This window comes from Actinoplanes sp. L3-i22 (genome assembly GCF_019704555.1).
Taxonomy (GTDB): domain Bacteria; phylum Actinomycetota; class Actinomycetes; order Mycobacteriales; family Micromonosporaceae; genus Actinoplanes.
The window spans coordinates 8,621,127-8,646,814 of the sequence record NZ_AP024745.1; the positions used below are offsets into that span (position 1 = coordinate 8,621,127).

Consider the following 25,688-nt stretch of genomic DNA (forward strand, 5'->3'; position numbering starts at 1 on the left):
GCGCACCCCAGGGTGCGCGGCCCGTTCGTGCATAGAGTCGAAGGTGTGACCGATGCGCACGCCCAGATCTTTCAGCGGTACATCTATGCCGGTGCGATCAGCCGGGACCCGGACGCGGTCGCCGAGCTGTTCACCGAGGACGGGGTCTACGAGGCGCCGCTGGCCGCCACCCGGCTGGCCGGGCGGGACGCGATCCGGGCCGGGATCGGGGCCTTCCAGCAGGACGATCCCGGCGAGACGGATCTGGCCCGCACCGGATACGTGTTGCACGAGACCGCCGACCCGGACGTCTTCATCACCGAGATCGACTCGGTGGTCGGCGGCGAGCCGTACGCGCTGGTCCAGATCTTCCGGGTCCGCGAGGGCCGGATCGCCAGCCTGCGCGACTACTTCAGAGCAGGGACGTGACCGAGTCGGCCAGGGCGGTGTCCTGGGGCGTCGTGACCTCGCAGAGGCGCCACTTCTTGTCCGTGCCGCGGAACAGCGCGATCTGCACCGTGGTGGCCCGGAGCTCGGGCAGGTAGGAGAGGACCTGCGTGCCCTTGCCGGTGGTGCGCATGGTCAGCGCCTCGGCCGGCCGGCTCACCTGGATGGTCACCGTGGCCTGGTCGCCGAGCGCCGCCGCGGTGGTCGACGGGGCCGGGGACGGCCACCGCACGCCGGTCACCACCGGGGTGGCCGTCGTGACGTAGGCGCCCTGGTCGACCAGGGAGCGGGTCTGCCGGAGCAGGTCGTTGCTGGCCGCGCAGCCGGGTGCGGCCACGTTGCCGACCTGGTCCGGGTCCGGGTTCCCGATCAGCCACTGTCCGTACTTGATCAGTGAGGCGACCACCGTCGGCAGGTTCGCGCCGGTGTTCGACAGGCCCGGGGCGGAGGTGTTCGGCGGCGGCGCGGTCTGCACGAACGTGCTCGTCGGGCCGGGCGTGGCCGAGGTCGCGGGCGCCGGCGCGGGGCTGGTGGCCGAGCCGCCGAACGCCGCGCACCCGGTCAGCGCGCAGGCCGAGGCGAGGACGGCGGTGAGCCGCAGGGCACGACGGGGGGTCGGCTGCATGGGGGGTTCCTCCGGGACGGCGGTTCGCGTGGAGCACGTCGGGTTCGCGAAGAGTCCGTCGGTTCCGGAGGCCGCCGGTTGAGGAATCAACCGGCGGCGACCGGGTCACAGGCCGCGGGCGGCGGCGAACTCCAGGGCCTTGACGTCGAAGAACGTGCGACCGCCGTCGTGGCCGTCCCACTCGTAGACCTCGATCTCCTTCGGCCCGGTGAGCTCGTTGAACGCGGCGAACACCCCGGACGGCGGGCAGACGTCGTCCATCAGCGCGGTGGAGAACAGGGCCGGCGCGGTGATCCGCCGGGCCAGGTGCACCACGTCGAAGTGGTCCAGCGTGGCGAAGGTCTGCGCCGCCCGCTCCGGGTTGGCCCGCAGGAACCGGACGATCTCCTGGAACGGGAAGCTGTCCGAGATGGTGACCGCGCGCCGGATGTCACAGAGGAACGGCACCCCGGCGACGACCGCGGCGACCCGGTCCGGGACCAGGCCGGCAGCCGCGATCGACAGCGCGCCACCCTGGCTCTTGCCGGTGGTGACCAGCCGGGACGCGTCGACGCCGGGCAGCTCGGCGGCGGTCTCCACGGCCCGGGCCGCGTCGGTGAACAGGCGGCGGTAGTAGTGCGTCTCCGGGGAGCGCACGCCGCGGGTCATCTGGCCCGGGGTGGACGGGCCGGCGCCGTCCACGTCCTGGTCCGGGGTGTCCCCGCCGCGCCAGCCGCCGCCCTGGCCGCGGGTGTCCATCACCAGGTGCGCGTAGCCGGCCGCGCTCCAGATCAGCCAGTCGATCGGCAGGCCGCGGCCACCGCCGTACCCGATGAACTCGACCGCGACCGGCAGCGGGCCGGAAGCGCCGGCCGGGACGTTGAGCCACGCCTTGACCGGCTGGCCGGCGAAGCCGGTGAAGGTCACGTCGTAGGTGGTGACGCCGCGCAACGGGGTGGCGACCTCGGTCAGCTCGACGGGCTTCGCGGCGGCCCGCGCCTCGTCGAGCGTGCGCGTCCAGAAGTCGCCGAAGCCGGCCGGTTCGCCGGTGGCGGATCGGTACGTGCGCAGCTCGGGGAGAGGGAGATCAAAAAGCGCCATACCCGACACGGTAGGGGCTCGTCTTTGCGGAAACCACAACGGCAGGCACGATGGTCGCCATGCCCGGCGTGCCCCCGACCTCCCGCCCGGCGCCGCACGTCCTGGAAGCGGTGCTCGAGCGGCTGACCTATGTGAACGAGGACACCGGCTACACGGTCGCCCGGGTGGCCACCTCGCGGAGCGGCGACGACCTGCTCACCGTGGTCGGCGCGCTGCTCGGGGCGCAGCCCGGGGAGAGTCTGCGGCTGTCCGGCTGGTGGTCCTCGCATCCGCAGTACGGGCGCCAGTTCGAGGTCGTCTCGTACACCACGGTGCTGCCGGCGACCGTCCAGGGGATCCGCCGCTACCTGGGATCCGGCCTGGTCAAGGGGATCGGCCCGGTGTTCGCGGAACGGATCGTGGAGCACTTCGGGCTGGACACCCTGGAGATCATCGAGGGGTCGCCGGCCCGGCTGATCGAGGTCACCGGCCTCGGCCCGAAACGCACCGCGAAGATCACCGCGGCGTGGGCCGAGCAGAAGGCGATCAAGGAGGTGATGCTGTTCCTGCAGGGGGTCGGCGTCTCCACGTCGATCGCGGTGCGGATCTACAAGAAGTACGGGGACGCGTCCATCTCGGTGGTCAAGAACAGTCCGTACAAGCTGGCGTCAGATGTGTGGGGCATCGGGTTCAAGACCGCGGACACGATCGCGCAGGCGGTCGGGATCCCGCATGACAGTCCCGAGCGGGTGAAGGCGGGGCTGCAGTACACGCTGTCCCAGGCGACCGATAACGGTCACTGCTTCCTGCCGGTTGACGATCTCTCGGCCGAGGCCGCCAAGATCCTCGAGGTCCCCGCCGGACTTGTCCCGACATGTCTGGCGGAGCTGGTCGAGGAGGAAGGGGTGGTCCGCGAAGGGGACCACGTCTACCTGGTGCCGTTCCACCGCGCGGAAATGTCGCTCGCCTCGACGCTTGTCAGTCTGTTGCGCGACAAGTCGGACCGGATGCCGGCCTTCCACGGCGTGGACTGGCCGAAGGCGCTCGCCTGGCTGCACCGGCGCACCGGCTCCACCCTCGCTCCCGAGCAGGAGGCCGCGGTCAAGCTGGCCCTGACCGAGAAGGTCGCGGTGCTGACCGGCGGCCCGGGCTGCGGCAAGAGCTTCACCGTCCGCTCGATCGTCGAGCTGGCCGCGGCCAAGAAGGCCAGGATCCAGCTGGTCGCGCCCACCGGCCGCGCCGCGAAACGCCTCGCCGAGCTCACCGGCCACCCCGCCGCCACCGTGCACCGGCTGCTCAAGCTGCAGCCCGGCGGCGACGCGACCTACGACCGGGACAACCCGCTCGACGCCGACCTGGTGGTCGTCGACGAGTCCTCGATGCTCGACCTGATCCTGGCGAACAAGCTGGTCAAGGCGATCCCGTCGGGCGCGCACCTGCTGCTGGTCGGCGACGTCGACCAGCTGCCCTCGGTCGGCGCCGGCGAGGTGCTGCGCGACCTGCTCGCCGCCGACGTCATCCCACGCGTCCGGCTCACCCAGATCTTCCGCCAGGCCGCGGAGAGCGGCGTGGTCAGCAACGCGCACCGGATCAACCAGGGCCGCCCGCCGGTGTTCGACGGGATGCGGGACTTCTTCCTGTTCCCGTGCGACGACACCGAGGCGACCGCGGGCCTCACCGTGGACGTCGCCTGCCACCGGATCCCGCGCAAGTTCGGCCTCGACGCCCGGCGCGACATCCAGATCCTCACCCCGATGCACCGCGGCCCGGCCGGCGCCGGCGCGCTCAACACGCTGCTCCAGCAGGAGCTCACCCCCGGCCGGGAGGGGCTGCCGGAGCGCCGGGTCGGCGGGCGGGTGTTCCGGGTCGGCGACAAGGTCACCCAGATCCGCAACAACTACGACAAGGGCGCGGCCGGGGTCTTCAACGGCACGGTCGGCGTGGTCACCGCGTTGTCGCCGGAAGAGCAGAGCCTGACGGTACGGACGGACGAGGACGAGCAGATCGACTACGACTTCGACGAGCTGGACGAGCTGGCGCACGCCTACGCGATCACCATCCACCGGTCGCAGGGCTCGGAGTACCCGGCCGTGGTGATCCCGCTGACCACGAGCGCCTGGATGATGCTCCAGCGGAACCTGCTCTACACCGCGATCACCCGTGCGAAGAGGCTGGTCGTGCTGGTCGGCTCGCGCAAGGCGCTGGCCGCCGCGGTCCGCACGGTCGGGGCCGGCCGCCGGCACACCGCGCTGACCGAGCGCCTCAGCTGACCGGGCCGGCGCGCTCCGCGACGGTTTCCGGGACCGGGGTCGCGGCCAGGGCCGAGCCGACCACGTACAGCCCGTGCAGCCGGCGCTCCAGCTCGGCCGCGTTCACCCCGGAGATCTTGGACTTCGGGTCCTCCCAGATCAGCGTGCCGCCGGCCAGGAACTCGTCCGGGTGGCTCAGGTTCACGACCGCGCTCAGGGACGGCCAGACCGCGCGCCAGCCGGGCGCCGAGCCGGCCCCGACCCGGTCGGTGATCCGGATCTCCTCGACGGCCAGCGGCGGCACCGCGCCGGGCAGCGCCATCGCCCACGCGTTGTGGCCGGCGTTCTTCCGGTCCCGATAGGAGAAGACGACGAACGGCCGGTCCTGGTACGTGCCGTACACGAGGTACTCGGCGAACGGCTTCCCGGCCGTGAGCCCCGGCAGGCCCAGCCGGGCCACCAGATCGTGGTCGAACCCGCGGTACACGAAGCCGCGCGCCCGCGCCCAGCGCCTGCGGCCGACCCGGGTCCGCCACATGTCGACCAGGCTCGCGCCGCCGCCCATCAGGAGCAGGAGCCCCACGATGCCGCCGAGCCAGGACCAGACCGACTCGTACTCGATCACGAAGACCATCGCGACGAACGACCCCAGGGCCCCGATGATCACCCAGATGACGGTCGGCGTGACCGGTTCCCGCTTCGGCCGCTTGCCGACCGTCTCGCCGAGCGGGGACAGCGCCGGAGCCGGTGGCGCCGGGTGCAGCGGCGGGCCCGGGCGGTACCCCGCCGCGCCCCGCTCGGCGGCGGCGTCCTGGCGGGCGGTGCGCACCGCGCTGACCGGCACCCAGACGATCAGCAGCAGGCCCAGCCCGGCCACACCCCACGAGACGGTGCGGACGAACGCGTGGTGGCTGCGGCGGCCCTCGACCGAGTACTTCGCGTCGCGCCGGCTCGCCAGCTCCTCGTACGTGGTGGTGCCGCTCTTCTCGCCGTTGACGTAGCTGACGCACTCGTCGCCGGGACCCATCTTCAGGCCGTCGCACTCGACGGGGTGCCGGTACCCCTGATCGAGCGAGTCGCGGTCGAGCTCCGCGGCGGTCAGCGTGTGCCGGTCCACCGTCCACAGCCCGCCCGCGACGATGCCGAGCCCGATCACCAGCTGGACGATCCACCCGAAGAGTCTTCTGCGCACGGCGACCTGTATAGCAGCCCGTCCGGCCCGTTTTCCGCCCCGTTCCGGCGCCGGCCACCACGAAAGTGGACTAGCAGCAATTCCGGGCGGGCGTCGCGGAAATGCGCGGACACGGGCCGAACAGCCACTGCCGGAAGACACCCGGACATCCGATTACGGTAAACACGGTGAGGCGAAATCAATTGCTTCGGTACGAATGCGAAATAGTCTTTCCCCGTCCCAGTCGATCACCGAACCAACGGGGAGTCATCTCATGTTCCGTCTCCTGACCGCCGGCGCCGCCGCGCTCGCCGCCGTCGCGATCGCCGCACCTGCCCAGGCCGGCCCGCGGCCCGAACCCACGCCCGACCAGCGGATGACGATCCGGGTGGTGAACGCGAACGGCTCGGGCTGCCCGGACGGCACCACGAAGATCGCGGTCTCGCCGGACAACACCGCCTTCACGCTCACCTACTCGGATTACACCGCCCAGGTCGGCCCGAAAGCCACTCCCCTGGATTTCCGGAAGAATTGCCAGCTGGCCCTGGACGTGAAGGTGCCGACCGGATTCACGTTCGCGATCGCGAGCGCGGACTATCGCGGATATGCCAGCCTGGCGCGGGGCGCGTGGGCCCAGGAATCCGCGAACTACTATTTCCAGGGCCATTCCCGGACCACTCGTTTCGAGCACACCCTGAAGGGCCCGTTCGACGACGACTGGCAGCGCGGGGACCGGGTCGGCATCGCGTCGCTGAGCTACCTGCCGTGCGGCGAGCGCCGATTCCTCAACATCAACACCGACCTGCGGGTGAACCGCGGCTCGTCGGACGCCCGCACCCAGACCAGCTTCATCTCGATGGACTCGACCGACGCGGCGATCAACACCGTCTACCACGTAGCCTGGCGCAAGTGCGCCTGACCTCTCGCAGTTCGAGTCAGCCCTGAGCCGGCTGTTCTAACCTGGCCCACCCGCATTGCGCCCGCCAAGGGCGCAATGCCTGCGAGCCGGAGGCGACGCCGGATAGCTCAGTTATCGAAAGCCGCCCACGGGCTCTCCGCGGGCGGGCGGTGGCGGCCGGCCGTCTCCTCGACGGTCGGCTCCGCCGGCCCATCGGCGCTCGCCTGCAGCGCGCGGTGCGCGAAGACCGAGGCCAGCGCGGTGGTGATCGGCACCGCGGTGATCAGCCCGATCGTGCCGACCGCGCTGCGGACCAGCTCCTGGGCGATCAGCTGACCGGTGAGCAGTTCGCCGACCGGAGTGCCGCCAGTCGCGAAGAGCAACATCAACGGCAGCGAGGCGCCCGCGTACGCGAGGACGATGGTGTTGATCACCGAGGCGATGTGCGCGCGGCCGATCCTGGTCGCGGCGCCGTAGAGGCGGCGGAAGCCGTACGCCGGATTCGCCAGCGCCAGCTCGGTGACCGTCGCCGACTGGGTGACCGTCACGTCGTCGAGCACCCCGAGCGAGCCGATCACGATGCTGGCCAGCAGCAGGCCCTGCATGTTGACCGAGCCCTGGGTGATCGACAGGAAGTTCGAGGTGTCGTCGGCGACGCCGGTCAGGTGCACCGCGGCGACGCTGATCTCGGCCAGCACCGTGGTGATCACGAGGCTGGCCAGGGTGCCGGCCACCGCGATCGTGGTGGTGATGGTCAGCCCGTGGGTCAGGTACAGCACGGTCAGCATGATCGCCGCCGAGCCGACCACCGCGACCAGCATCGGGGACCGGCCGTCCAGGATCGCCGGGACGATGAAGAACAGCAGCACCCCGAAGGTGACCGCGAGCCCGGCCAGCGCGGTCAGTCCGCGCCAGCGCCCGAACGCGACCACGGCCAGGGCGAACGCGATGCCGAGCAGCCACAGCTCGCGGGAGCGCTGATGGTCGGAGATCGACCAGGTGAGACCGCCGGCCTCGTTCTCCAGGCCCATCACGATCACCCGGTCGCCGCGGGAGATCTTCGGGGCACCCGGCCCGTACGGCAGCTCGGTGCTGATCACCTCGCCCGACTCGAGCCTGACCGTGGCCGTGCCGCACCCGGTGGGCTGGGTCTCCCCCGCCGGGACCGGCGCACACTCGCCGTGGGTGACCGCCTGCACCACCGCCTTGGACTGCGGCGGGCCGGCGGCGGTGTCCGCCTTCGGGGCGTCCCGGGGCCAGAGCAGCAGCATCCCGAGCGCGGTCAGCAGCACCGCCGGGATGAGCAGCATCAGCGTGAGCCGGCGGGCCTTCGGGAGCAGGACCGCGCCGTGGGCATGGCTGTGGCTGTGCGCTTCGGGCATGCCGAACCCTAACCGGCCGGCCCGGACGGCGGCGTGTGCGGCCCGGAGCAGCCCCGATGCCGACCGGAGCCGGCGAGTCAGGCGGGGCCGGGCGTCAGACGGGGCCGGGCGCCGGCGGCGCGGGACGGGGGCGGGCGGCGGCGCGGTCCTGGGCGGAACGGCCGAAGACGAGCCAGAAGTCGGTGATCGCGAGGGTGAGCGCGGGACGCCGCCCGGCCAGATATCCCAGGGGGCCGTCCGGGTCGGGGCGCCAGGCGGCATTCGCCGTACGCAAACCGCCTCGGCCTCGCACCGGGGTTCGCTTGACGTGCCCGCCCAGCTCCTGGGCGACGGTGAAGCCCAGCGGCAGGCGGCCCGGAACCCGGCGCTTCAGCCGGACCAGCGCGGACCCGATCGGGCTGCCGCCGGGTGTCGCGGCCGTCGCGTCGACCAGGTCGTCGTCGGCGTCGAGGGTGAACTCGGCCAGCTCCTTCGGGATGCCCCAGAGCCGCCGGCCGCCGTCCCGGGAGGCGACGCTGTCCACCCAGATGTCGGTGATGCTGACCCGGGGCCGGCCGCGCTCGTGGGTGAGCACCGCGCTGAGCAGTTCCCGGTAGTGCAGGACGCCGCCGGGCTGGTAGTCGACCCAGGCGGCGCCGACCGCGGCCCGGCCGCCGAACGACAGCGGCCGCACCGCCGCGCCCAGGACCTCAGGCAGCGGTGGCACGGCTCGCATCGGGACCAGGAAGACCGACAGGTACATCTGTCCGCGCAGGTGCCAGGGCTCGGGCGGGTACATGCCCTACACACTGGCATCGATGGGTCAGTAACGGAAGCGGGACACCACGGCCTGGAGCTGCGCGGAGGTGGTGGTCAGCTCGTCGGCCGCCCGCCGGGTGTCGCCGACCGTGTTCGTGGTGCGCCGGGTCGCCTCGGACACGCTGGTGATGGTGGCCGCGATGTCGCCGGCGCCGCCGGCCGCCTCGGTCAGCGTCCGGTTCATCTCGTGGGTGGTCGCGGTCTGCTCCTCGACCGCCGACGCGATGGTCAGCTGCAGGCCGTTGATCCGCTCGATGATCTCGCTGATCTCCTCGATCGCGCTGACCGCGCCGCTGGTGTCGGCCTGGATCGACTGCACCCGCTGGGAGATGTCCTCGGTCGCCTTGGCGGTCTCCTGGGCCAGGTCCTTGACCTCGCCGGCCACCACCGCGAAGCCCTTGCCCAGCTCACCGGCGCGGGCCGCCTCGATGGTCGCGTTCAGCGCGAGCAGGTTGGTCTGCTCGGCGATGCTGGTGATCACCTTGACCACGGTGGCGATCTCGGCGGACGACTCGCCGAGCCGGGCGACGATCTGGTTGGTGGCCGCGGCGGCCCGGACGGCCTGCTCGACGACCTGGGTCGCCTCCGAGGTGGAGACGCTGATGTCGCGGATCGCCGAGCCCATCTCCTGGGCGCCGGCCGAGACGAACTGCAGGTTGTGCGAGACCGAGTCGGCGGCCGCGGAGACCGTGCCGGCCTGGACCGACGCCTCGTTGGCGGCCGCGTCGACCGCGGTGGAGACCGAGGTCAGCTGCCCGGCCGCGTGCTGCAGGGTGGTGGCGCTGCCGGCCAGCTGCACCACGTCCTCGCGGAGCCGGGCGATGCCCTTGTCCAGCGCGGTGGCCATCTGGCCGACCTCGTCCTGGCTGGTCACCCCGGAGGTGCGGGTCAGGTCGCCCTCGGCCAGGCCCTCGGCCAGCTTGGCCACCCCGCGGACGTCGTTGCGGACCCGGCCGGCCACCCGGAAGCCGATCAGCAGGCTGATCAGCACCCCGGCGGCGAGCACCAGGGAGATGGCCCAGGTCGCCCGGGTGGCCGCGGCACTCGCGTCGGCCATCTGCGCCTCGGCCAGGCTGGAGGCCCGGGCCTGCAGCGCGTTCGCGTCGTCGCCGAGGGCGCCGTGGAGCTTGTTGTAGTCGATCAGGGCCTGGTCGAGGTCGGCCTTGGTGGCCGTGCTCCGGTCGGTGCTCATGAACTTCAGGTAGGCGGCCCAGTCGGTCTGCGCCGTGGACACCGTCGCGTCCCCGGGCAGCGTCTTGCTCAGGCTGGTCAGCGCGGCGTCGACGGCCGCCTTGTTGGCCTCCATCGACTTGGTGATCGCCGCGGCCAGGGTCGGGTAGAGCTGGACCGCCGACAGGTTGCCCGAGTAGGCCTCGATGTTCTGGCTGAAGTCGGTGACCGCCGACCCGATCGCGAGCGACTGGTGCTGGGCGTCGGCCGCCTTCTGGTTCAGGTCGTGCACCCGGTAGATCGCCATGCCGCCGACGATGACGCCACCGATGGTCGCGGTCAGGGCTGCCGCGCCGATCTTCGTCCGCAGAGAACGATTGTCGAACGCCCCACTCAAGCCCATGGCCGTACCTCTCGCTCAACAGTGTCTGACACCCGCTGAATCGGCACGGTTCGCTGCCGGTTAAGCAACCTCCGCCAACGCCTGAAAGATCAGACTCGTGGACGCGGCCCCCGGGTCCTGATGTCCGATGCTACGTTCCCCCAGGTAGGAGGCGCGGCCTTTTCGAGCCTGGAGCGGGATGGTGGCCTCCGCCCCGGCCCGCGCGGCCCGCGCCGCGGCCCCGGCCGCCCCGGCCAGATCCGCTCCCCCGGCCACCGCCTGCTCGAAGGCGTCCAGGGCCGGCACGTACGCGTCGATCAGGGTCTTGTCCCCCGGCGCCGCGCCGCCCAGCTTGCGGACCGCCTCCAGCCCCGCGTGCAGCGCCGCCACCAGGTCGGACGGCTGCACCTCGGGGGTCGCCGGGAGGGCCTTGCCGGCCGCGCGCAGGGCGCTGCCGTAGAGCGGGCCGGACGCGCCGCCCACCCGGGACATCAGCGTGGTGCCGGACTTGACCAGCACCTCGGACACGGTTTCCGGCGGGGTCTTGTCCAGGGCGGCGAGCACCGCGGTGAAGCCACGGTTCAGGTTCACCCCGTGATCGCCGTCGCCGATCTCGGAGTCGAGCCGGGTGAGCCGGTCGACGTCGGCGGCGATCAGGGCCGCGGCGGAACGCATCCAGTCCCGGGCGAGCGTCACGTCCACGGTCAGGCACCCCAGCGCAGTCCGGGGGTCCGCACCGGCGCGTCCCACAGGCGGATCATCTCGTCGGTGGCCTGGCACAGCGTGAGCGACATGCCGGCCATGTCCAGGCTGGTCACGTAGTTGCCGACGAGCTGCCGGGCGATCGGCACGCCGCGCTCCGCCAGGTACGCCGCGACCTCGCCGTAGACCAGGTACAGCTCGATCAGCGGGGTGCCGCCGAGCCCGTTGGCCAGCACGATCACCGGGCCGGGGAAGGACTTGGCGTCCAGGATCGCGTCCAGCGCGGAGCGGACCAGCTGCTTCGCCGGGCGCAGCTTCTCACGCCGGCGGCCCGGCTCGCCGTGGATGCCGACCCCGGCCTCGATCTCGTCGGCCGGCAGGTCGAAGCCGGGCCGGCCGGCCGCCGGGGTGGTGACCGCGGTCAACGCGTACGCGAACGAGCCGGAGGCCGCGTTGACCTCGCGCCCGAGCGCGGCGACCTCGCCGAGCTTGCCGCCCTCCTCGGCGCGCGCGCCGGCGATCTTCTCCACCAGCAGCGTCGCGCCGGTGCCGCGCCGGCCGGCGGTCCAGGTCGAGTCCTCCACCGCGACGTCGTCGTCGACCAGCACGGTCTCGACGCTGATCCCCTCGTCGGTGGCGAGCTCCGCGGCGAGCTGGAAGTTCATCACGTCGCCGGTGTAGTTCTTGACGATGTGGACCACGCCGGCGCCGCCGTCGACGGCCTTGGTCGCGGCCAGGATCTGATCCGGCACCGGGGAGGTGAAGACCTCACCGGGGCAGGCCGCGTCGAGCATGCCCGGCCCGACGAAGCCGCCGTGCAGCGGCTCGTGCCCGGACCCGCCGCCGGAGACCAGGCCCACCTTGCCGGGGCGTGGCGCGTCGGCCCGGGCGATGTACTGCTCCTCGGTGTCCACCCGCAGCTCCGGATGGGCGGCGGCCAGCCCGGCCAGGGCCTGGGCCACCACATCGGCAGGATCGTTGATGAATTTCTTCACGACCGGCTCCTCTCCGCATTTCCTCGAACACCCACTGCATCCTCGCGCGGTCTAGAGTCGAGATCCATGGGGCTCGTGGGAATCGTGCTGGTTTCGCACTCCGAGCAGTTGGCGTCAGGTCTGCGTGACCTGTTGCGGCAGGTGGCCACGCCCGAGGTGCCGATCGTCGCGGCCGGCGGCACGCTCGACGGCGAGCTGGGCACGAGTCCGGACCGGCTCGCCGAGGCGATCGCGCAGGCCGACACCGGCGCCGGGGTGATCATCCTGGCCGATCTGGGCAGCGCGGTGCTGACCGCCCGCGCGGTCCTCGAGGACAGTCCCGGCCCGCTGCTGGTGGACGCGCCGTTCGTGGAGGGCGCGGTCGCCGCCGCGGTCACCGCGTCGACCGGCGCCGGCCTCACCGAGGTGGCCGACGCCGCGCGGGAGGCCCGCGATGTCGCCAAGTTCTGATGAGACCGCGATCGAGGTGGTGTTGCCGGCGGCGTTGCACGCCCGCCCGGCCGGCGAGGTGGTCCGGGCCGCCGCCCGCTTTCCGGCAGTTGTCGAGGTACGCCATCAGCATCGCGCCGCCCCCGCGAGGAGCGCCCTGAAACTCATGTCCCTCGGTGCCCCGGCCGGCGCCGTGGTGACCGTGCACGCCACCGGCGAGGACGCGGCCACGGCTGCCGAGGCGATCGCGGAAGTGCTGCGCACCGCTACCTGAGACGGTCGCCGGGACGGCCGATAACGGTTTTTCTCGGCGCGCCCGGAAATCGCGTACGAATGGCCAGTCTTTCCTTTGTTTTGTTTTAAGGACCGGCCGGGTGCGCACTCCGCACGCATAACATTCCGGCGTCGTCGTGCAATGTTGTGGGGAGTTAGTCGTGTCGTCTTCCGCGATCCATGAGCCCGGCCGCCACGCGCGGCGCCCCCGGGGATTGGCCGTCGCCGCGGCCGGAGTGGCCGTGGTCCTGATCGCCGGGATCGCCGTTGTCACCTTGACCCGGTCGCGGCCGGATGACACCAGCGCGAGTCTCCCGGTCTCGGTGCAGTCCTCGGCGTCGTCCGTCCCGTCGGCACCGATCGCCTCCCCGGCCGCGGCCTCGGTGAAGCCGCGGCCCAGTGCCTCGCCGTCGACCGCCGCGCCGGTCGCCAAGGGTGGCTGGATCCCGATCGACCCGGTCGCCTGGAAGGCGCAGGTCGCCGCGTTCAAGGCGACCAGGGCCGACCCGCCCGGCGACGCCGGCAACCTGGCCGAGTTCCGGGCCGACTGCACCTACAGCCACCGCGGAGCCGACGATCCGATCGTCTTCCCGGGCCTGCCCGGCGCCTCGCACATGCACTCGTTCGTCGGGAACAAGGGCCTGGACGCCGACACCACCGCCGGCGACCTGATGAAATTCACCGCCAGCACCTGCAAGCCGGCCGTGGACCATTCCGCCTACTGGGTGCCGACGCTCTACGACGCCGCGACAAAGAAGCCCGTCGAGACCACCGGTTTCCGCGTCTATTACCGTTCGATCCGGAGCAATTCGACCGGGATCATGCCGATGCCGAACGGCCTGCGCGAGATCGCCGGGGACGCCAAGAAGAAGGTGCCGACACCGCGCGGCGCCCAGGGCCAGTTCTACTGCGCGTTCTACGGCCCCGGCAATCTCGACGGCGACTCCCGCAGCACCAACGGGAACTGGCCGATCTGTGGCAGCCCGGCGCACCTGCACTTCACCCTGCAATTCCCGGACTGCTGGGACGGCAAGCACCTGGACAGCCCCAACCACAAAGACCATATTGCTTTCGGTACGAACGAGGGCTGCCCCGCCGACCACCCGGTGCGGATCCCGGCGTTGACGTTCGAGATCACGTACGGCGTGACCGGCTCGAAGGCCGGCTACTACCTGTCCTCCGACCCGGCCGGCAAGAGCGCCTCGTCGATGCACGGCGACGCGTTCCTGATGTGGAACGCGGCCGCCATGAACCAGCGGGTCCGCAACTGCATCGCCCAGCGCCGGACCTGCAACAACGACGGTTACGACAAGTTCTCGTTCTGACCTAGTGCGCGAGCACGACGACGGTGTCCGGTCGCTCCGCCGGGAGGCGGTGCGGCCGGACCACCAGAAAGCACACCACGGTCGCGGCCAGCATCCCGCCGAAGACCACGACGGCCATCGCCACCGCGCCGACGCCCAGGACACCGACCAGCGGGGCGGCCAGCGCGCCCACCCCGAACTGGACCGCGCCGAGCAGCGCCGCCGCGGTGCCGGCCGCCTCGCCGTGCCGGTTCAGCGCCAGGGCCGGCGCGTTCGGCATGACCAGGCCGACCGTGAAGAGCACCAGCCAGAGCGGGATCAGGATGCCGGTCAGCCCGCCCAGCTCGGTGGCCGCGAGGACCAGCATGACCAGGCCGAAGACCAGGCCGGCGACCAGCGAGGCCGCCATGATCTGCTGCGGGGTCCAGCGGCGCAGCAGGCGCACGTTCAGCTGGGTGGCCCCGATCAGGCCGACCGCGCCGGCCGCGAAGATCAGCGCGAACTGCTGCTCGCTCATCCCGAACTGATCCTGCAGGACGAACGACGCGCCACTGACGTAGGCGAAGAGCGCCGCCATGGCCAGGCCGGCCACCAGGGTCAGGCCCACGTACACCCGGTCGGTGAGCAGCCGGCCGTAGTCCCGGAACGTGCCCAGCACCCCACCGTTGCGGCGGCGGGCGACCGGCAGCGTCTCCGGCAGCACCACCGCGGTGGCCGCCATGATCGCCAGGCCCACGCCGGTGAGCACCACGAACACGCCGCGCCAGGACGTCCAGTTCAGCACCAGGCCGCCGATGGTCGGCGCCAGGATCGGCGCCACCCCGACGACCAGCATCAGCCGGGAGAACAGCCGGGCCGCGGACAGCCCGTCGAACAGGTCCCGCACCATCGCCATCGCGATGACCGCGGCCGCGGCGGCGCCCAGACCCTGCAGCACCCGCAGCGAGCCGAGCACGGCCAGGTTCGGCGCGAGGACGCAGAGCACCGAGGCGAGCACGTGCACCGCGATGCCGGCCAGCAGCGGGACCCGCCGCCCGACCGCGTCGGCGAGCGGGCCCACCAGAAGCTGGCCGAACGCCAGCCCGATCAGCGTCCCGGTCAGCGTGAGCTGCACCGCGGCGGCGGTGGCGTGCAGGTCGTCGGTGATCGTCGGCAGCGACGGCAGGTACATGTCGATCGTCAGCGGCCCGAGGGCGGTCAGGAAGCCGAGCACCAGAACGATCCGGAAGCGGCGCCCCAGCGGGAGCAGCTCTCCCGGAGCGAGGTCGTCGGCGGGCGGGGCAATCGTGCGAGTCTCAGCCACGACCCCGACAAGTCATCTACCAGCCAGTATCTTCCGGTATCCGGCCTTTGGTAACGGTGGTCACACCGGTCAGGCCACCGGGCCGGTCAGGGCGGGGTGATCGTTCCGGTCAGGTGGGGGCGTTTGCCGTGGACGGCGAAGTCCCACGCCGTACCCCCGGAAGTTGATGTTGAGGTGAAGCGGACCGTCGACGGGAGCAGGATCGGCTGCTTGAAGGCGACCTCGACGGTGTAGGCCGGGGGCAGGCGGCCCTCCAGGGCGGCCAGGCAGTGCGCCTTGGTCCACATGCCGTGCGCGATCTGCCGCGGGAAGCCGAACAGCTTCGCCCCCAGCCGCGACGTGTGGATCGGGTTGCGGTCGCCGGAGACGGCGGCGTAGTCGGTGCCGATCCGGGCGGGCAGGCGCCAGACCGCCCCACCGGCCGGGGCCGCGTCGGACGAGGCACCGGAACCGGAGCCGGCCGGGGACGATTCCTTCCGCAGGTAGGTGGAGACGCCGCGCCACACCTCCTCGCCGTCCACCGACGCGGTCGCGACCATGTCGAACTGCCGCCCGCGCGGATGCTCCCGCAGGTCGGCCGCGCGCACGGTCAGGTCGAGCCGGCTCCCCGCGTCGATCGGCCGGCGCACGGTGATCCGGTTGGCCACGTGCACCAGGCCGATCATCGGCAGCGGGAACCCGGCCGCCGACATCAGGCGCATGGCCAGCGGAAACGCCAGGATGTGCGGGTAGGTGGCGGGCAGCGCGTCGGTGAGCCGCAGCCCGCACACCCGGTCGTAGCGGGCCAGGTGCGCCCGCGAGACGGTCACGCCGCGATGCACCAGCTCGACGTCCGGCAGCACCGAGCCGGGCCGCCGGAGCAGGCCGAGGGCGGCCTTCGCGTACGCCACGCCGGTCCCGGGCCCTTCGGTCAGCTCGACCACGGCCACCACGTCAGGCCCCCAGCAGGCTCTGGCCGCAGACCCGCACGACGTTCCCGCTGATCGTCGCGGACCCGGGCGACGCGAACCAGGCGATCGTCTCGGCCACGTCGACCGGCAGCCCGCCCTGCGACATGCTGTTCAGCCGGCGGCCGGCCTCCCGGAGCCCGATCGGCATCTTCGCGGTCATCGCCGTCTCGATGAAGCCGGGCGCCACCGCGTTGATCGTGATGCCCTTCGCCAGCAGCGCCGGCGCGGTCGACTGGACCAGCCCGATCACCCCGGCCTTGCTGGTCGCGTAGTTGGTCTGCCCGCGGTTCCCGGCGATCCCGGCGATCGAGGCGACCCCGACGATCCGCCCGCCCGACCTGATCAGGCCCTGGTCGAGGAGCAGGTCGTTGACCCGCTCGGGCGCGGTCAGGTTGACCCCGATCACCGAGTCCCAGCGACTCTCGTCCATCTTGAAGATCGTCTTGTCGCGGGTGATGCCGGCGTTGTGCACCAGGATGTCGACGCCGCCGTTCGGCCCGGCCGCCAGGTATCCGGCGAGCCGTTCCGGGGCGTCCGGGGCGGTCAGGTCGAGCTGCAGCGCGCGGCCGCGGGCCTTGTTGGCGACGTCCGCGAGCGCGTCGCCGGCGCCGGGCACGTCCAGCGCGATCACCTCGGCGCCGTCCCGCGCGAGGATCGCCGCGATCGACGCGCCGATCCCCCGGGCCGCGCCGGTGACCAGGGCGAGCTTGCCGGCGAGCGGCTGCGCCCAGTCGGCCGGCGTGGACACGCTGCCGGCACCGACCCGGATCACCTGGCCGGACACGTAGGCGGAGCGGCCGCTGAGCAGGAACCGCAGCGTCGACTCGACGGTCTGCTCGCCGCCCGGCGCGACGTAGACCAGCTGGGCCGTCACGCCGCGGCCGAACTCCTTGCCGATGCTCCGGGTCAGACCCTCCAGGCTCCGCTGCGCGGTCGCCTCCTTCGGGTCCGCCGTGGCTTCCGGTGGGGTGCCCAGCACGATCACGCGGCCGGAGACGTTCAGACTGCGGGCGTACGGGTGGAAGAAGTCGAACAGCGCCCGGAGTCCGGTGGAGTCACTGATCCCGGTCGCGTCGAAGACCAGCGCGGCGTACTTCGCGCCGTCCCCGCCGGACTCCAGGACCGTGACGCCGGCACTCTCCAGCAGCTTCCCGACCGGCTCGGCGAGCCGTCCCCCGGGTGCCGCGCCGAGCAGCACCGGACCGGCCGCGACCGGGTCACCGGCGCGGTAGCGTCGCAACCGGGGCGGGTCGGGCAGCCCGAGACGCTTGACCACGGACCGGCCCAGACCGGAGTTGGCGAAGTTCGCGTACCTGTCAGCCATGCGAGTACCCTACCGGTCAGTAGCTAAGTCTTTGTCGATGTGTGGAGGATCGTCGTGCCGACCGTGCGCCGCGTCGCCGTCCTGGGCGGTAACCGTATCCCGTTCGCCCGGTCGAACGGGAAGTATGCCGCCGCTTCGAACCAGGACATGCTCACCGCCGCGCTGGACGGGCTGATCGCCCGGTTCGGCCTGGCCGGCGAGCACCTCGGCGAGGTCGTCGCGGGCGCCGTCCTCAAGCACTCGCGCGACTTCAACCTGACCCGCGAGGTGGTGCTCGGGTCCCGGCTCGACGCGCGGACCCCGGCCTACGACATCCAGCAGGCCTGCGGCACCGGCCTGGAGGCGGCGATCCTGGTCGCCAACAAGATCGCGCTGGGCCAGATCGACGCCGGCGTCGCGGGCGGCGTGGACACCACGTCGGACGCTCCGCTGCAGGTGAACGAGGACATGCGGCAGGCGCTGCTGGAGCTGAACCGGGCCCGGACGCTCGGCGCGCGGCTCAAGGCCGTCGCCAAGCTGCGCCCGCAGCAGGCGCTGAAGCCGGAGATCCCGCGCAACGCCGAGCCGCGCACCGGCCTGTCGATGGGCGAGCACGCCGCGATCACCGCGCTGAAGTGGAACGTGACCCGCGAGGCGCAGGACGAGCTGGCGCTGGCGTCGCATCGGCATCTGGCCGCGGCGTACGAAAGCGGATTTTTCGATGATCTTATGACGCCCTATCTGGGACTGACCCGGGATCAGAACCTGCGGGCCGACAGCACCGCGGCGAAGCTGGCGTCGCTCAAGCCGGTCTACGGCAAGGCGGGCGCGACCATGACGGCGGGCAACTCCACGCCGCTGACCGACGGCGCGTCGACCGTGCTGCTGGCCTCCGAGGAGTGGGCCGAGGCGCACTCGCTGCCGGTGCTGGCGTATTTCGCGGACTCGGAGGCGGCCGCGGTCGACTACGTGCACGGCGACGAGGGGCTGCTGATGGCGCCGGCCTACGCGGTGCCCCGGATGCTCGCCCGCAACGGCCTCACCCTGCAGGACTTCGACTACTACGAGATCCACGAGGCGTTCGCGTCGCAGGTGCTGTCCACGCTGGCCGCCTGGGAGTCGCCGCAGTTCTGCAAGGAGAAGCTCGGGCTGGACGCGCCGCTCGGCTCGATCGACCGGGCCAAGCTCAACGTCAACGGCTCCTCGCTGGCCGCCGGGCACCCGTTCGCCGCGACCGGCGGGCGGATCGTGGCCACCCTCGCGAAGCTGCTGGCGACGAAGGGCTCGGGCCGCGGCCTGATCTCCGTCTGCGCGGCCGGCGGCCAGGGCGTCGTCGCCATCCTGGAGCGCTGAACCCCGGCCTGCGTCCGATAGCCGTCACAGGTACTCCCCGGCACCGCGTGCCGGGGAGAGACTCGCACCGACGTGACTACCGGGCCCCGGCGATCGCCGGGGCGACAGGCAGGAGCGCGCGAGTGGACTTCCACGTTCTGGGGCCGGTCGAGGTGCTGGCCGGGGGCCGGCCGGCGGCGATCGGTGAGCCTCGCCAGCGGGCCGTGCTGGCGGTGCTGCTGCTGGAGGCGGGCCGGCCGGTCAGCCGCGACACGCTCATCGACCGGGTGTGGGGCGAGGCCGCGCCGCCGCAGGCGCGCCGCTCCCTCTACGCCCACATCGCCCGCCTGCGCCGTGCCCTCGCGCGGGCCGGCGGTCCCGGCGCCGCCCCGCTGACCCGCGCGACCGGTGGCTACCGGCTGGACGTCGGCCCCGACCAGGTGGATGTGCTCCGCTTCCGGGACCTGCTGGCCCGCAGCCGCGAGGCCGGCCGGCCCGGCGCGGACCGGGCCGCCACCCTGCGTGCCGCGCTGGCGTTGTGGCGCGGTGACCCGCTCGCCGGCGTCGCCGGTTCCTGGGCCGACCGGATGCGGGACACCCTGCGGCAGGACCACGAGCAGGCCGTGGTGGCCTGGGCGCACGCCGAGCTCGAGCTCGGCGCGGCGGCCGTCGTGCTGGCGCCGCTGACCGAGCTGGTCGAGGAGCGACCGCTGCTGGAACCGGCCGCGGCCGCGCTGATCCTGGCCCTGCACGCGGCCGGCCGCAGCGCCGACGCGCTGGACCGCTTCGACCGCACCCGGCGCTTGCTGCGCGACGAGCTCGGCATCGACCCCGGCCCCGAGCTGCGGGCCGCCCACCGGACGGTGCTGCGCGGCGAGCCGCCGGCCCCGGCGGCCGGTCCGGTGCCGGCCGGGCTGCCGGCCGACGTCACCGCCTTCACCGGCCGGGCGGACGAGCTGGCCGCGTGCGACCGCCTGCTCGCCGCCGCCGGCGCGGGCCCGCTGACGATCTGCCTCACCGGTACGGCCGGGGTCGGCAAGACCGCGCTCGCCGTGCGCTGGGCGCACCGGGTCCGCGACCGCTTCCCGGACGGTCAGCTCTACCTCAACCTGCGCGGCTACGACCCGGAGCAGCCGGTCGCCCCGATCGACGCTCTCGGCACGCTGCTGACCCCGCTGGCCGGCGCCGGGCAGCCGATCCCGGCCGGCCTGGACGCGCGGGCCGCCCACTACCGGACCCTGCTCGCCGGCCGGCGCATGCTGATCGTGCTGGACAACGCGTCCACCGTGGCGCAGCTGCGGCACCTGCTGCCCGGCGCGGCCGGTTGCCTGGTCCTGATCACCAGCCGGGACTCGCTGGCCGGGCTGGTCTCGGTCAACGGGGCCCACCGGATCGTCCTGGACCTGTTGCCGGCGGGCGACGCGGCCCGCCTGCTGCGGCACCTCGTGGGCGTCCGCGTCGACCGGGAGCCACGGGCCGCGGCCCGCCTGGCCGAGCAGTGTGCCGGGCTCCCCCTGGCCCTGCGGATCGCGGCGGAGCTGGCCGCCACCCGGCCGGCGACCGGCCTGGCGGCGCTCACCCGGGAGCTGACCGAACAGCAGCGGCGCCTCGATCTGCTCAGCGACGGCGCGGATCCGCACGCCGCGGTCAGCGCGGTGTTCTCCTGGTCGCTGCGGCATCTGCCGGCGTCGGCGGTCCGCCTGTTCACCCTGCTCGGACTGCATCCGGGGCCGCATCCGGACCCGTACGCCGCGGCCGCGCTGGCCGGCGCCGGGCTGCTCGACGTGCGCCGCGACCTCGCCGTGCTGCTGCGCGCCCACCTGCTCCAGCTGACCGGCCCGGACCGTTACGGGCTGCACGACCTGCTGCGCGCGTACGCCGTCCGGCTCGCCGCCGACCCGCCCGCCGGCACCGACCCGGACGCGGCCGTGACCCGGCTGCTCGACCACTACCTGGCCGCCGCGGCCGCGGCGATGCGGATCCTCTACCCGGGGGAGGCCGGCCGCCGCCCGGCCATCCCGGAGTCGGCCACCCCGGCGCCGGAGATCGCCGACGCGGTCGCGGCCCGCCGGTGGCTGCGCCGGGAACTGCCGAACCTGGCCGCGGTGGCGGCGCACGCCGCGGCACACGATCGGCCGGTGCCGGCGGTTCGGGCGTCCGCGCTGCTATACCGCTACCTGGACGGCGACGATCACACCGCCGCCGTGACCATCCACAGCAGCGCCCGGGCCGCGGCCGGGGCGCTCGGCGACGCCGCCGCCGAGGCGTACGCGCTGAACGCCCTCGCCCACCTGAACGGACTCGCCGGGCGGCCGGAGATCGCGGTCGAGCAACTGGAACAGGCCCGCCGGCTCTCCGAACGCGCCGGCGACGAGCTAGGCCAGGCCCGCGCGCTGGGCAACCTGGCCGGTGTCGACGAGCAGCAGGCCCGGTACGCCGACGCGGCGGCCCGCTACGAGCAGGCGATGCTGCGCTACCGGCGGCTCGGCGATCTGACCGGCGAGGCGCACGCGCTGACCCGCCTGGCGTCGGTCGGCGCTCGCCTCGGCCGCGACCGCCAGGCTCGGGAACACGCCGAGCTGGCGCTCACCCTGCACCGCCGGGCCGGGCACACCTTCGGGGAGGCGTGGGCGCTCAACAGTCTCGGCGAGATCGAGGCCCGCTCGGGTCACCACGCCCGGTCCGCCGACCGGCACCGCCGGGCGCTCACCCTGTTCCGGGTGCTCGGCCACCGCAGCAGCCAGGCCGAGACCCTGGACCGGCTGGCCGCCTGCGAGACCCGGCTGGGCCGGTACGAGCAGGCCCGCGACCACCACCGCCAGGCTCTCGAGCTGTTCCGGGCGCTGGGCGACCGGATCGGGCAGGCGTCGGCGCGCAACGGGATGGCGGCGGCGCTGGCCGCCGCCGGGACGCGGGAGACCGGGCCGGGCGAGGTGCCCGGCCCGGTGACCGCGGATCAGCAGGGCCGGATCGAGGAGGCCTCGTCCTGGGCGCGCTTGCCGACCCAGGAGACCGCCTGCCCGGCCGGCATCGTGCCCACGAAACTGCCGTAGTTGATGTCGTAGTACCAGCAGTACGACCACGACGTGTTGTTCACCCACGCGCTCATCTGGTCGCCGAAGTTGCCGTCGCCGGCGCCGTGCTTCGGGCTGTCACAGCCGGCGCACGGGAAGACGTGCAGGCTCGGGATCGCGTCACCGGCCCCGAGGGTGAACACGTGGCCCTGGTAGTCCTTGTCGTTGTAGAGGCACACCGAGTCGGCCGGGCAGCCGGCGATCGCGGCGGCCGCCCGGGCGTTGCCGGCCGCCGGCGCGGCGGTGGCCGATGACGCCGCCGCGACCAGCCCCAGGATGCCCAGGGCCAGGGCGACCAGCAGACGTGCCACGGTCCACGATGATCGGGTTGAGGTCATGGCAATCTCTCCTTCCGCAGGGAACTCCGATGACCCGACGGTCCCGGTCCCGGGCTGCGGAAAGCTTGCGGAAAGGTGGTGAACGGACTCGGCGGGCGCTAGCAGCGCATCTCGCGGGCCTTCCGCTCGGGTTCGTCGGCCGCGTCCGACGGACCCTGGTCCGGCTCGTCGCAGTCCAGCATGCCGCTGGTGCCGGCGGCCTCCCAGCTCACCACGGTGCCGTCCGCGGTGGTGCCGCCGCAGGTGTAGTGGAACGGCGTGTCGACGGTCCGGATCCACTCGTAGTTGACGAACCGTCCGGTGCCGTCGACGCTGAACGACTCGCCGGTCGCCGGGTGGTGCACGGTCCCGTAGTCGACCAGGGGCCGGCTGTCCGCGTACGTCGCGGCCAGTTCCCGGTAGATCTGCTCGGCCGGCACCCGGGCGGTGGTCCGCAGCTCGGCGGTCCGGGTGTTGATCTCCTCGTACTCGACGGCCAGCTGGACGTTCTTCACGACCATCTCGTCGACCGGGGTGACGCCGGTCAGCAGGGTGCCCTTGATCGCCGTACCGAAAGTGGTCTGTCCTCCGGCGCACGCCGATGCCGAAGGCGAGGCGGCCGGGGCCGACCGGTCGCCGGAGCCGGTGCAGCCGGCCAGCAGGGCCAGCGCGACGAGAGGAAGGGGCCGCCAGATCATGTGCTGAGCATGACGGCCCCGGGCAAACCTCGGGTCAGGAAGCGGTGCAGCCGGCCGTGCCGGACGGCGCCGAGCCGGTGCCCTGGAAGCCGAAACTGGTGCTGGCCCCGGCCGCGACCGCGCCGTTGTAGCCGACGTTGGCGAACGTCACCGCGCCGCTGGAGCCACTGGCCGTGGTGCTCCACGAGTTGGTGATCGCGGCGCCGGACGGCAGGGTGATCCCGACCTTCCAGCCGGTCAGCGCGGACGAGCCGGCCTTGACCGTGACCGTGGTGACGAAGCCACCGGTCCACGCGTTGTTCGAGAACGTGGCCGTGCAGGCCCCGCCGGTGCTCGGCGAGCTGCTGCTCGCCGACGGGCTGACGCTGACCGACGCCGACGGGCTGGTGGTGGTCGCGCCGAACGCGGAGATCACCGAGTTGTACGCGGCCTTCGGGTTACCGCTGTTGTCGAAGAGCAGCGGGGTGTCGCCGGAGCGCCACGAGTCCGAGTCGCGGATGCCCCACACCGTGATGCCGGCGCACTTGGTGACCGCGAGACAGGCCTTGACCACGTTCGCGTACGTAGTCGCCTGCGCGGTGCCCGAGCCGGCGATGTCCAGCTCGGTGATCTGCACCTCGACGCCCAGGTCCGCGAAGCGCTGCAGGTTCGCCTGGTAGTCGCTGGGCAGCGGGGACGCCGAGTTGATGTGCGACTGGAAGCCGACGCAGTCGATCGGGACGCCGCGGGCCAGGAAGTCCTTGACCATGTTGTAGACCGCGGTGCTCTTCGCGTTGACGCCGTCGGTGTTGTAGTCGTTGTAGCAGAGCTTCGTGGTGGAGTCGGCGGCCCGCGCCGTCTTGAACGCCACCTCGATCCAGTCGTTGCCGGTGTTCTGCAGGTTGGAGCTGCGCCGCGAGCCGTCGCCGTTGTCGGAGAACGCCTCGTTGACCACGTCCCAGGCGTACAGCTGGCCCTTGTAGTGGGTGGCGACGTTGGTGATGTGGTTGATCATCGCGTTGCGCAGCGCGGTGCCGGACAGCGACGACACCCAGCCGGGTTGCTGCGAGTGCCAGGCCAGGGCGTGGCCGCGGACCCGCTGCCCGTTGGCCTTGGCCCGGTTCACGATGGTGTCGGCGCTGGAGTAGCTGAACGAGTTCTGGGACGGCTCGGTGGCGTCCCACTTCATCTCGTTCTCCGGGGTGACCATGGTGAACTCGCGGTCCAGGATTCCGGTGTAGACCGAGTCGCTGAACTTGTACGCCGCGGCGGCGGTGCCGAAGTACTTTCCCTTGGCCGCGGCGGCCGAGCCGAGCGTGGTGGCCGCGTTCGCACTGGGCGAGAAGGTGAGGACGGCGCTCGCGGCGAGGGCGCCGGCCGTCAGGACGGTGAGGATGGCGTGCGTTCGTTTCATGGGGAGCTCCAGTCGGGGATCTGGAGGCATCGACGCTTATCGACGCCGACCGAAACGCTACCGACATGTTCCGGAAACCTCAACCGGTTCAGCGCATGAATCAGCAGTTGGCAGCCTCCGAAAGTTTCGGAGTCTGATCTCCTTGGAGGTGAAAAACCCCGGGGGGTTGTGAGCCCGGTAACGCGCCCGTAGGGTTACTGACGAGTTAAGTACGCGTCACGCCGGAGAAGAATGGGCACCGCTGTGGAGTTCTGGCTCGATCTCAACGAGGAACAATCGGATCTGCGCGACTGGGTGCACGGCTTCGCCGAGCAGGTCATCCGCCCGGCCGCCGCCGAGTGGGACGAGCGCGAGGAAACCCCCTGGCCGGTGCTGCAGGAGGCCGCCAAGATCGGTCTCTACGGCTTCGAGTTCCTGATCAACACCTGGTCGGACAACTCCGGCCTGTCCCTGCCGATCGCCAACGAGGAGCTCTTCTGGGGCGACGGCGGCATCGGCATGGCGATCTCCGGCACCTCGCTCGCGGTCGCCGCGATCTACGGCTCCGGCACGCCCGAGCAGCTGGTCGAGTGGGTGCCGCAGTGCTTCGGCGACGCCGACGACCCGAAGGTCGCGGCGTTCTGCTCGACCGAGCCGGAGGCCGGCTCGGACGTCGCCGCGATGAAGTCCCGCGCGGTCTACCACGAGGCCACCGACGAGTGGGTGCTCAGCGGCCAGAAGGCGTACGCGACGAACGGCGGCATCGCCAACATCCACGTGGTCACCGCGAGTGTGGACCCGTCGCTCGGCTCGCGCGGGCAGGCCGCGTTCATCGTCCCGCCCGGCACGACCGGCCTGGTCGGCACGAAGAAGCTGAAGAAGCTCGGCCTGCGCGCCTCGCACACCGCGGACGTCTTCCTCGACGACGTGCGGATCCCGGGCAGCTGCCTGCTCGGCGGCAAGGACGCGCTCGACGAGCGTCTCGACCGCGCCCGCAACGCCGCGCCGAAGAACAAGAACGCCGCGATGCGTACGTTCGAGCTGTCCCGCCCCGCGGTCGGCGCCCAGGCACTCGGCATCGCCCGCGCCGCCTACGAGTACGCGCTGGAGTACGCGAAGAACCGGGTCGCCTTCGGCCGTCCGATCATCGAGAACCAGGCGATCGCGTTCGCCCTGGCCGACATGCGGATGGAGATCGACGCCGCACGCCTGCTGGTCTGGCGCGCCGCGTGGATGGGCCGCAACGAGAAGCCGTTCACCGCCGGCGAGGGCTCGATGTCCAAACTGAAGGCCGGCGAGGTGGCGGTCGCGGTCACCGAGAAGGCGATCCAGATCCTCGGCGGCGCCGGCTATCTGCGCGAGCACCCGGTCGAGCGGATGTTCCGGGACGCCAAGATCTACACCATTTTCGAGGGGACCTCGGAGATTCAGCGCCTGGTCATCTCCCGCGCGATCTCCGGCATGCAGATCCGCTGA

The 25,688-nt window shown here is 72.3% G+C and carries 23 protein-coding genes; 9 read left to right on the forward strand and 14 right to left on the reverse strand.

All coding sequences use genetic code 11. The features are described 5' to 3' along the window. Positions 1-45: 45 nt before the first annotated feature. Positions 46-408 carry a nuclear transport factor 2 family protein gene (locus tag L3i22_RS38710; RefSeq protein WP_221322422.1) on the forward strand — a complete coding sequence of 121 codons (363 nt, stop codon included), beginning with the start codon at positions 46-48 and terminating at the stop codon, positions 406-408. Here the strand turns inward: L3i22_RS38710 and L3i22_RS38715 are convergent. Then, on the reverse strand, positions 392-1,051 hold the full coding sequence (locus L3i22_RS38715) for a hypothetical protein (RefSeq protein WP_221322423.1): 660 nt from the start codon (positions 1,049-1,051) through the stop codon (positions 392-394). The genes L3i22_RS38710 and L3i22_RS38715 overlap by 17 nt on opposite strands. Before the next feature lie 105 nt (positions 1,052-1,156). Beyond that, the gene (locus L3i22_RS38720) at positions 1,157-2,131 is read right to left on the reverse strand and encodes an acetylxylan esterase (protein WP_221322424.1); all 975 of its coding nucleotides are present in this window, start codon (positions 2,129-2,131) and stop codon (positions 1,157-1,159) included. Between the two features lie 59 nt (positions 2,132-2,190). Here L3i22_RS38720 and L3i22_RS38725 point away from each other — a divergent pair, with 59 nt between their 5' ends. After that, the gene (locus L3i22_RS38725; protein ID WP_221322425.1) at positions 2,191-4,380 is read left to right on the forward strand and encodes an ATP-dependent RecD-like DNA helicase; all 2,190 of its coding nucleotides are present in this window, start codon (positions 2,191-2,193) and stop codon (positions 4,378-4,380) included. Here the strand turns inward: L3i22_RS38725 and L3i22_RS38730 are convergent. Next, the gene (locus L3i22_RS38730; protein ID WP_221322426.1) at positions 4,373-5,551 is read right to left on the reverse strand and encodes a hypothetical protein; all 1,179 of its coding nucleotides are present in this window, start codon (positions 5,549-5,551) and stop codon (positions 4,373-4,375) included. The two genes, L3i22_RS38725 and L3i22_RS38730, sit on opposite strands and share 8 nt — an antisense overlap. 253 nt (positions 5,552-5,804) lie before the next feature. Between L3i22_RS38730 and L3i22_RS38735 the strand changes: the two genes are divergently transcribed. Further along, complete coding sequence (locus tag L3i22_RS38735) at positions 5,805-6,449, forward strand: DUF4360 domain-containing protein (RefSeq protein ID WP_221322427.1); 645 nt, start codon at positions 5,805-5,807, stop codon at positions 6,447-6,449. A gap of 107 nt (positions 6,450-6,556) precedes the next feature. On the opposite strand, the gene L3i22_RS38740 is transcribed toward L3i22_RS38735, so the two are convergent. The 5 genes from L3i22_RS38740 to dhaK form a co-directional block, all read right to left on the reverse strand. After that, positions 6,557-7,810 (reverse strand): YibE/F family protein, encoded by a 1,254-nt coding sequence (locus L3i22_RS38740; protein WP_221322428.1) that lies wholly within the window; start codon positions 7,808-7,810, stop codon positions 6,557-6,559. Positions 7,811-7,904: 94 nt separating this feature from the next. Beyond that, positions 7,905-8,588: an acetoacetate decarboxylase family protein gene (locus L3i22_RS38745; protein ID WP_221322429.1), complete on the reverse strand. Its 684-nt coding sequence runs from the start codon at positions 8,586-8,588 to the stop codon at positions 7,905-7,907. Positions 8,589-8,612: 24 nt separating this feature from the next. Then, positions 8,613-10,181: a methyl-accepting chemotaxis protein gene (locus L3i22_RS38750; RefSeq protein WP_221322430.1), complete on the reverse strand. Its 1,569-nt coding sequence runs from the start codon at positions 10,179-10,181 to the stop codon at positions 8,613-8,615. A 60-nt stretch (positions 10,182-10,241) separates the two neighbouring features. Further along, positions 10,242-10,862 carry a dihydroxyacetone kinase subunit DhaL gene (gene dhaL, locus L3i22_RS38755; protein ID WP_221322431.1) on the reverse strand — a complete coding sequence of 207 codons (621 nt, stop codon included), beginning with the start codon at positions 10,860-10,862 and terminating at the stop codon, positions 10,242-10,244. 2 nt (positions 10,863-10,864) lie between these two features. Next, a complete protein-coding gene (gene dhaK, locus L3i22_RS38760; protein ID WP_221322432.1) occupies positions 10,865-11,857 on the reverse strand; it encodes a dihydroxyacetone kinase subunit DhaK in 993 nt (330 codons plus the stop codon). A 66-nt stretch (positions 11,858-11,923) separates the two neighbouring features. On the opposite strand from dhaK, the gene dhaM reads away from it, so the two are divergent. The 3 genes from dhaM (at position 11,924) to L3i22_RS38775 (ending at position 13,884) form a co-directional block, all read left to right on the forward strand. Beyond that, positions 11,924-12,307 carry a dihydroxyacetone kinase phosphoryl donor subunit DhaM gene (dhaM, locus tag L3i22_RS38765; RefSeq protein WP_221322433.1) on the forward strand — a complete coding sequence of 128 codons (384 nt, stop codon included), beginning with the start codon at positions 11,924-11,926 and terminating at the stop codon, positions 12,305-12,307. Continuing rightward, a complete protein-coding gene (locus L3i22_RS38770) occupies positions 12,291-12,560 on the forward strand; it encodes an HPr family phosphocarrier protein (RefSeq protein WP_221322434.1) in 270 nt (89 codons plus the stop codon). Before dhaM ends, L3i22_RS38770 begins: the two co-directional genes overlap by 17 nt. Before the next feature lie 160 nt (positions 12,561-12,720). After that, entirely contained in the window at positions 12,721-13,884 is a 1,164-nt protein-coding gene (locus L3i22_RS38775; RefSeq protein WP_221322435.1) for a DUF1996 domain-containing protein, read from the forward strand. A 1-nt stretch (position 13,885) separates the two neighbouring features. Here the strand turns inward: L3i22_RS38775 and L3i22_RS38780 are convergent, their stop codons facing one another. The 3 genes from L3i22_RS38780 to L3i22_RS38790 form a co-directional block, all read right to left on the reverse strand. Further along, positions 13,886-15,166 carry a multidrug effflux MFS transporter gene (locus L3i22_RS38780; RefSeq protein ID WP_221322436.1) on the reverse strand — a complete coding sequence of 427 codons (1,281 nt, stop codon included), beginning with the start codon at positions 15,164-15,166 and terminating at the stop codon, positions 13,886-13,888. Between the two features lie 86 nt (positions 15,167-15,252). Continuing rightward, entirely contained in the window at positions 15,253-16,098 is an 846-nt protein-coding gene (locus L3i22_RS38785) for a MaoC family dehydratase (protein ID WP_221322437.1), read from the reverse strand. 1 nt (position 16,099) lies between these two features. Further along, entirely contained in the window at positions 16,100-17,440 is a 1,341-nt protein-coding gene (locus tag L3i22_RS38790) for a 3-oxoacyl-ACP reductase (RefSeq protein WP_221322438.1), read from the reverse strand. 54 nt (positions 17,441-17,494) lie between these two features. Between L3i22_RS38790 and L3i22_RS38795 the strand changes: the two genes are divergently transcribed. Together L3i22_RS38795 and L3i22_RS38800 are read left to right on the forward strand one after the other, a co-directional pair. Then, entirely contained in the window at positions 17,495-18,772 is a 1,278-nt protein-coding gene (locus L3i22_RS38795; protein WP_221322439.1) for an acetyl-CoA C-acetyltransferase, read from the forward strand. A gap of 122 nt (positions 18,773-18,894) precedes the next feature. Next, entirely contained in the window at positions 18,895-21,804 is a 2,910-nt protein-coding gene (locus tag L3i22_RS38800) for a BTAD domain-containing putative transcriptional regulator (protein WP_221322440.1), read from the forward strand. Here the strand turns inward: L3i22_RS38800 and L3i22_RS38805 are convergent. From L3i22_RS38805 to L3i22_RS38815, 3 genes are all read right to left on the reverse strand, one after another. Continuing rightward, positions 21,708-22,163 (reverse strand): peptidase inhibitor family I36 protein, encoded by a 456-nt coding sequence (locus L3i22_RS38805; RefSeq protein WP_221322441.1) that lies wholly within the window; start codon positions 22,161-22,163, stop codon positions 21,708-21,710. The genes L3i22_RS38800 and L3i22_RS38805 overlap by 97 nt on opposite strands. Before the next feature lie 98 nt (positions 22,164-22,261). Then, positions 22,262-22,840: a hypothetical protein gene (locus tag L3i22_RS38810; RefSeq protein ID WP_221322442.1), complete on the reverse strand. Its 579-nt coding sequence runs from the start codon at positions 22,838-22,840 to the stop codon at positions 22,262-22,264. Between the two features lie 34 nt (positions 22,841-22,874). Further along, a complete protein-coding gene (locus L3i22_RS38815) occupies positions 22,875-24,233 on the reverse strand; it encodes an endo-1,4-beta-xylanase (RefSeq protein ID WP_221322443.1) in 1,359 nt (452 codons plus the stop codon). Between the two features lie 231 nt (positions 24,234-24,464). On the opposite strand from L3i22_RS38815, the gene L3i22_RS38820 reads away from it, so the two are divergent. Beyond that, positions 24,465-25,688, forward strand: coding sequence for an acyl-CoA dehydrogenase family protein (locus L3i22_RS38820; protein WP_221322444.1), 1,224 nt, complete (start codon positions 24,465-24,467; stop codon positions 25,686-25,688).

Coding starts and splice junctions, on each gene's coding strand:
- L3i22_RS38715 (WP_221322423.1), bottom strand. CDS start 1,051: ATGCAGCCGACCCCCCGTCGTGCCCTGCGGCTCACCGCCGTCCTCGCC.
- L3i22_RS38720 (WP_221322424.1), bottom strand. CDS start 2,131: ATGGCGCTTTTTGATCTCCCTCTCCCCGAGCTGCGCACGTACCGATCC.
- L3i22_RS38725 (WP_221322425.1), top strand. CDS start 2,191: ATGCCCGGCGTGCCCCCGACCTCCCGCCCGGCGCCGCACGTCCTGGAA.
- L3i22_RS38735 (WP_221322427.1), top strand. CDS start 5,805: ATGTTCCGTCTCCTGACCGCCGGCGCCGCCGCGCTCGCCGCCGTCGCG.
- L3i22_RS38740 (WP_221322428.1), bottom strand. CDS start 7,810: ATGCCCGAAGCGCACAGCCACAGCCATGCCCACGGCGCGGTCCTGCTC.
- L3i22_RS38745 (WP_221322429.1), bottom strand. CDS start 8,588: ATGTACCCGCCCGAGCCCTGGCACCTGCGCGGACAGATGTACCTGTCG.
- L3i22_RS38750 (WP_221322430.1), bottom strand. CDS start 10,181: ATGGGCTTGAGTGGGGCGTTCGACAATCGTTCTCTGCGGACGAAGATC.
- dhaM (WP_221322433.1), top strand. CDS start 11,924: ATGGGGCTCGTGGGAATCGTGCTGGTTTCGCACTCCGAGCAGTTGGCG.
- L3i22_RS38770 (WP_221322434.1), top strand. CDS start 12,291: ATGTCGCCAAGTTCTGATGAGACCGCGATCGAGGTGGTGTTGCCGGCG.
- L3i22_RS38790 (WP_221322438.1), bottom strand. CDS start 17,440: ATGGCTGACAGGTACGCGAACTTCGCCAACTCCGGTCTGGGCCGGTCC.
- L3i22_RS38805 (WP_221322441.1), bottom strand. CDS start 22,163: ATGACCTCAACCCGATCATCGTGGACCGTGGCACGTCTGCTGGTCGCC.
- L3i22_RS38810 (WP_221322442.1), bottom strand. CDS start 22,840: ATGATCTGGCGGCCCCTTCCTCTCGTCGCGCTGGCCCTGCTGGCCGGC.
- L3i22_RS38815 (WP_221322443.1), bottom strand. CDS start 24,233: ATGAAACGAACGCACGCCATCCTCACCGTCCTGACGGCCGGCGCCCTC.
- L3i22_RS38820 (WP_221322444.1), top strand. CDS start 24,465: ATGGGCACCGCTGTGGAGTTCTGGCTCGATCTCAACGAGGAACAATCG.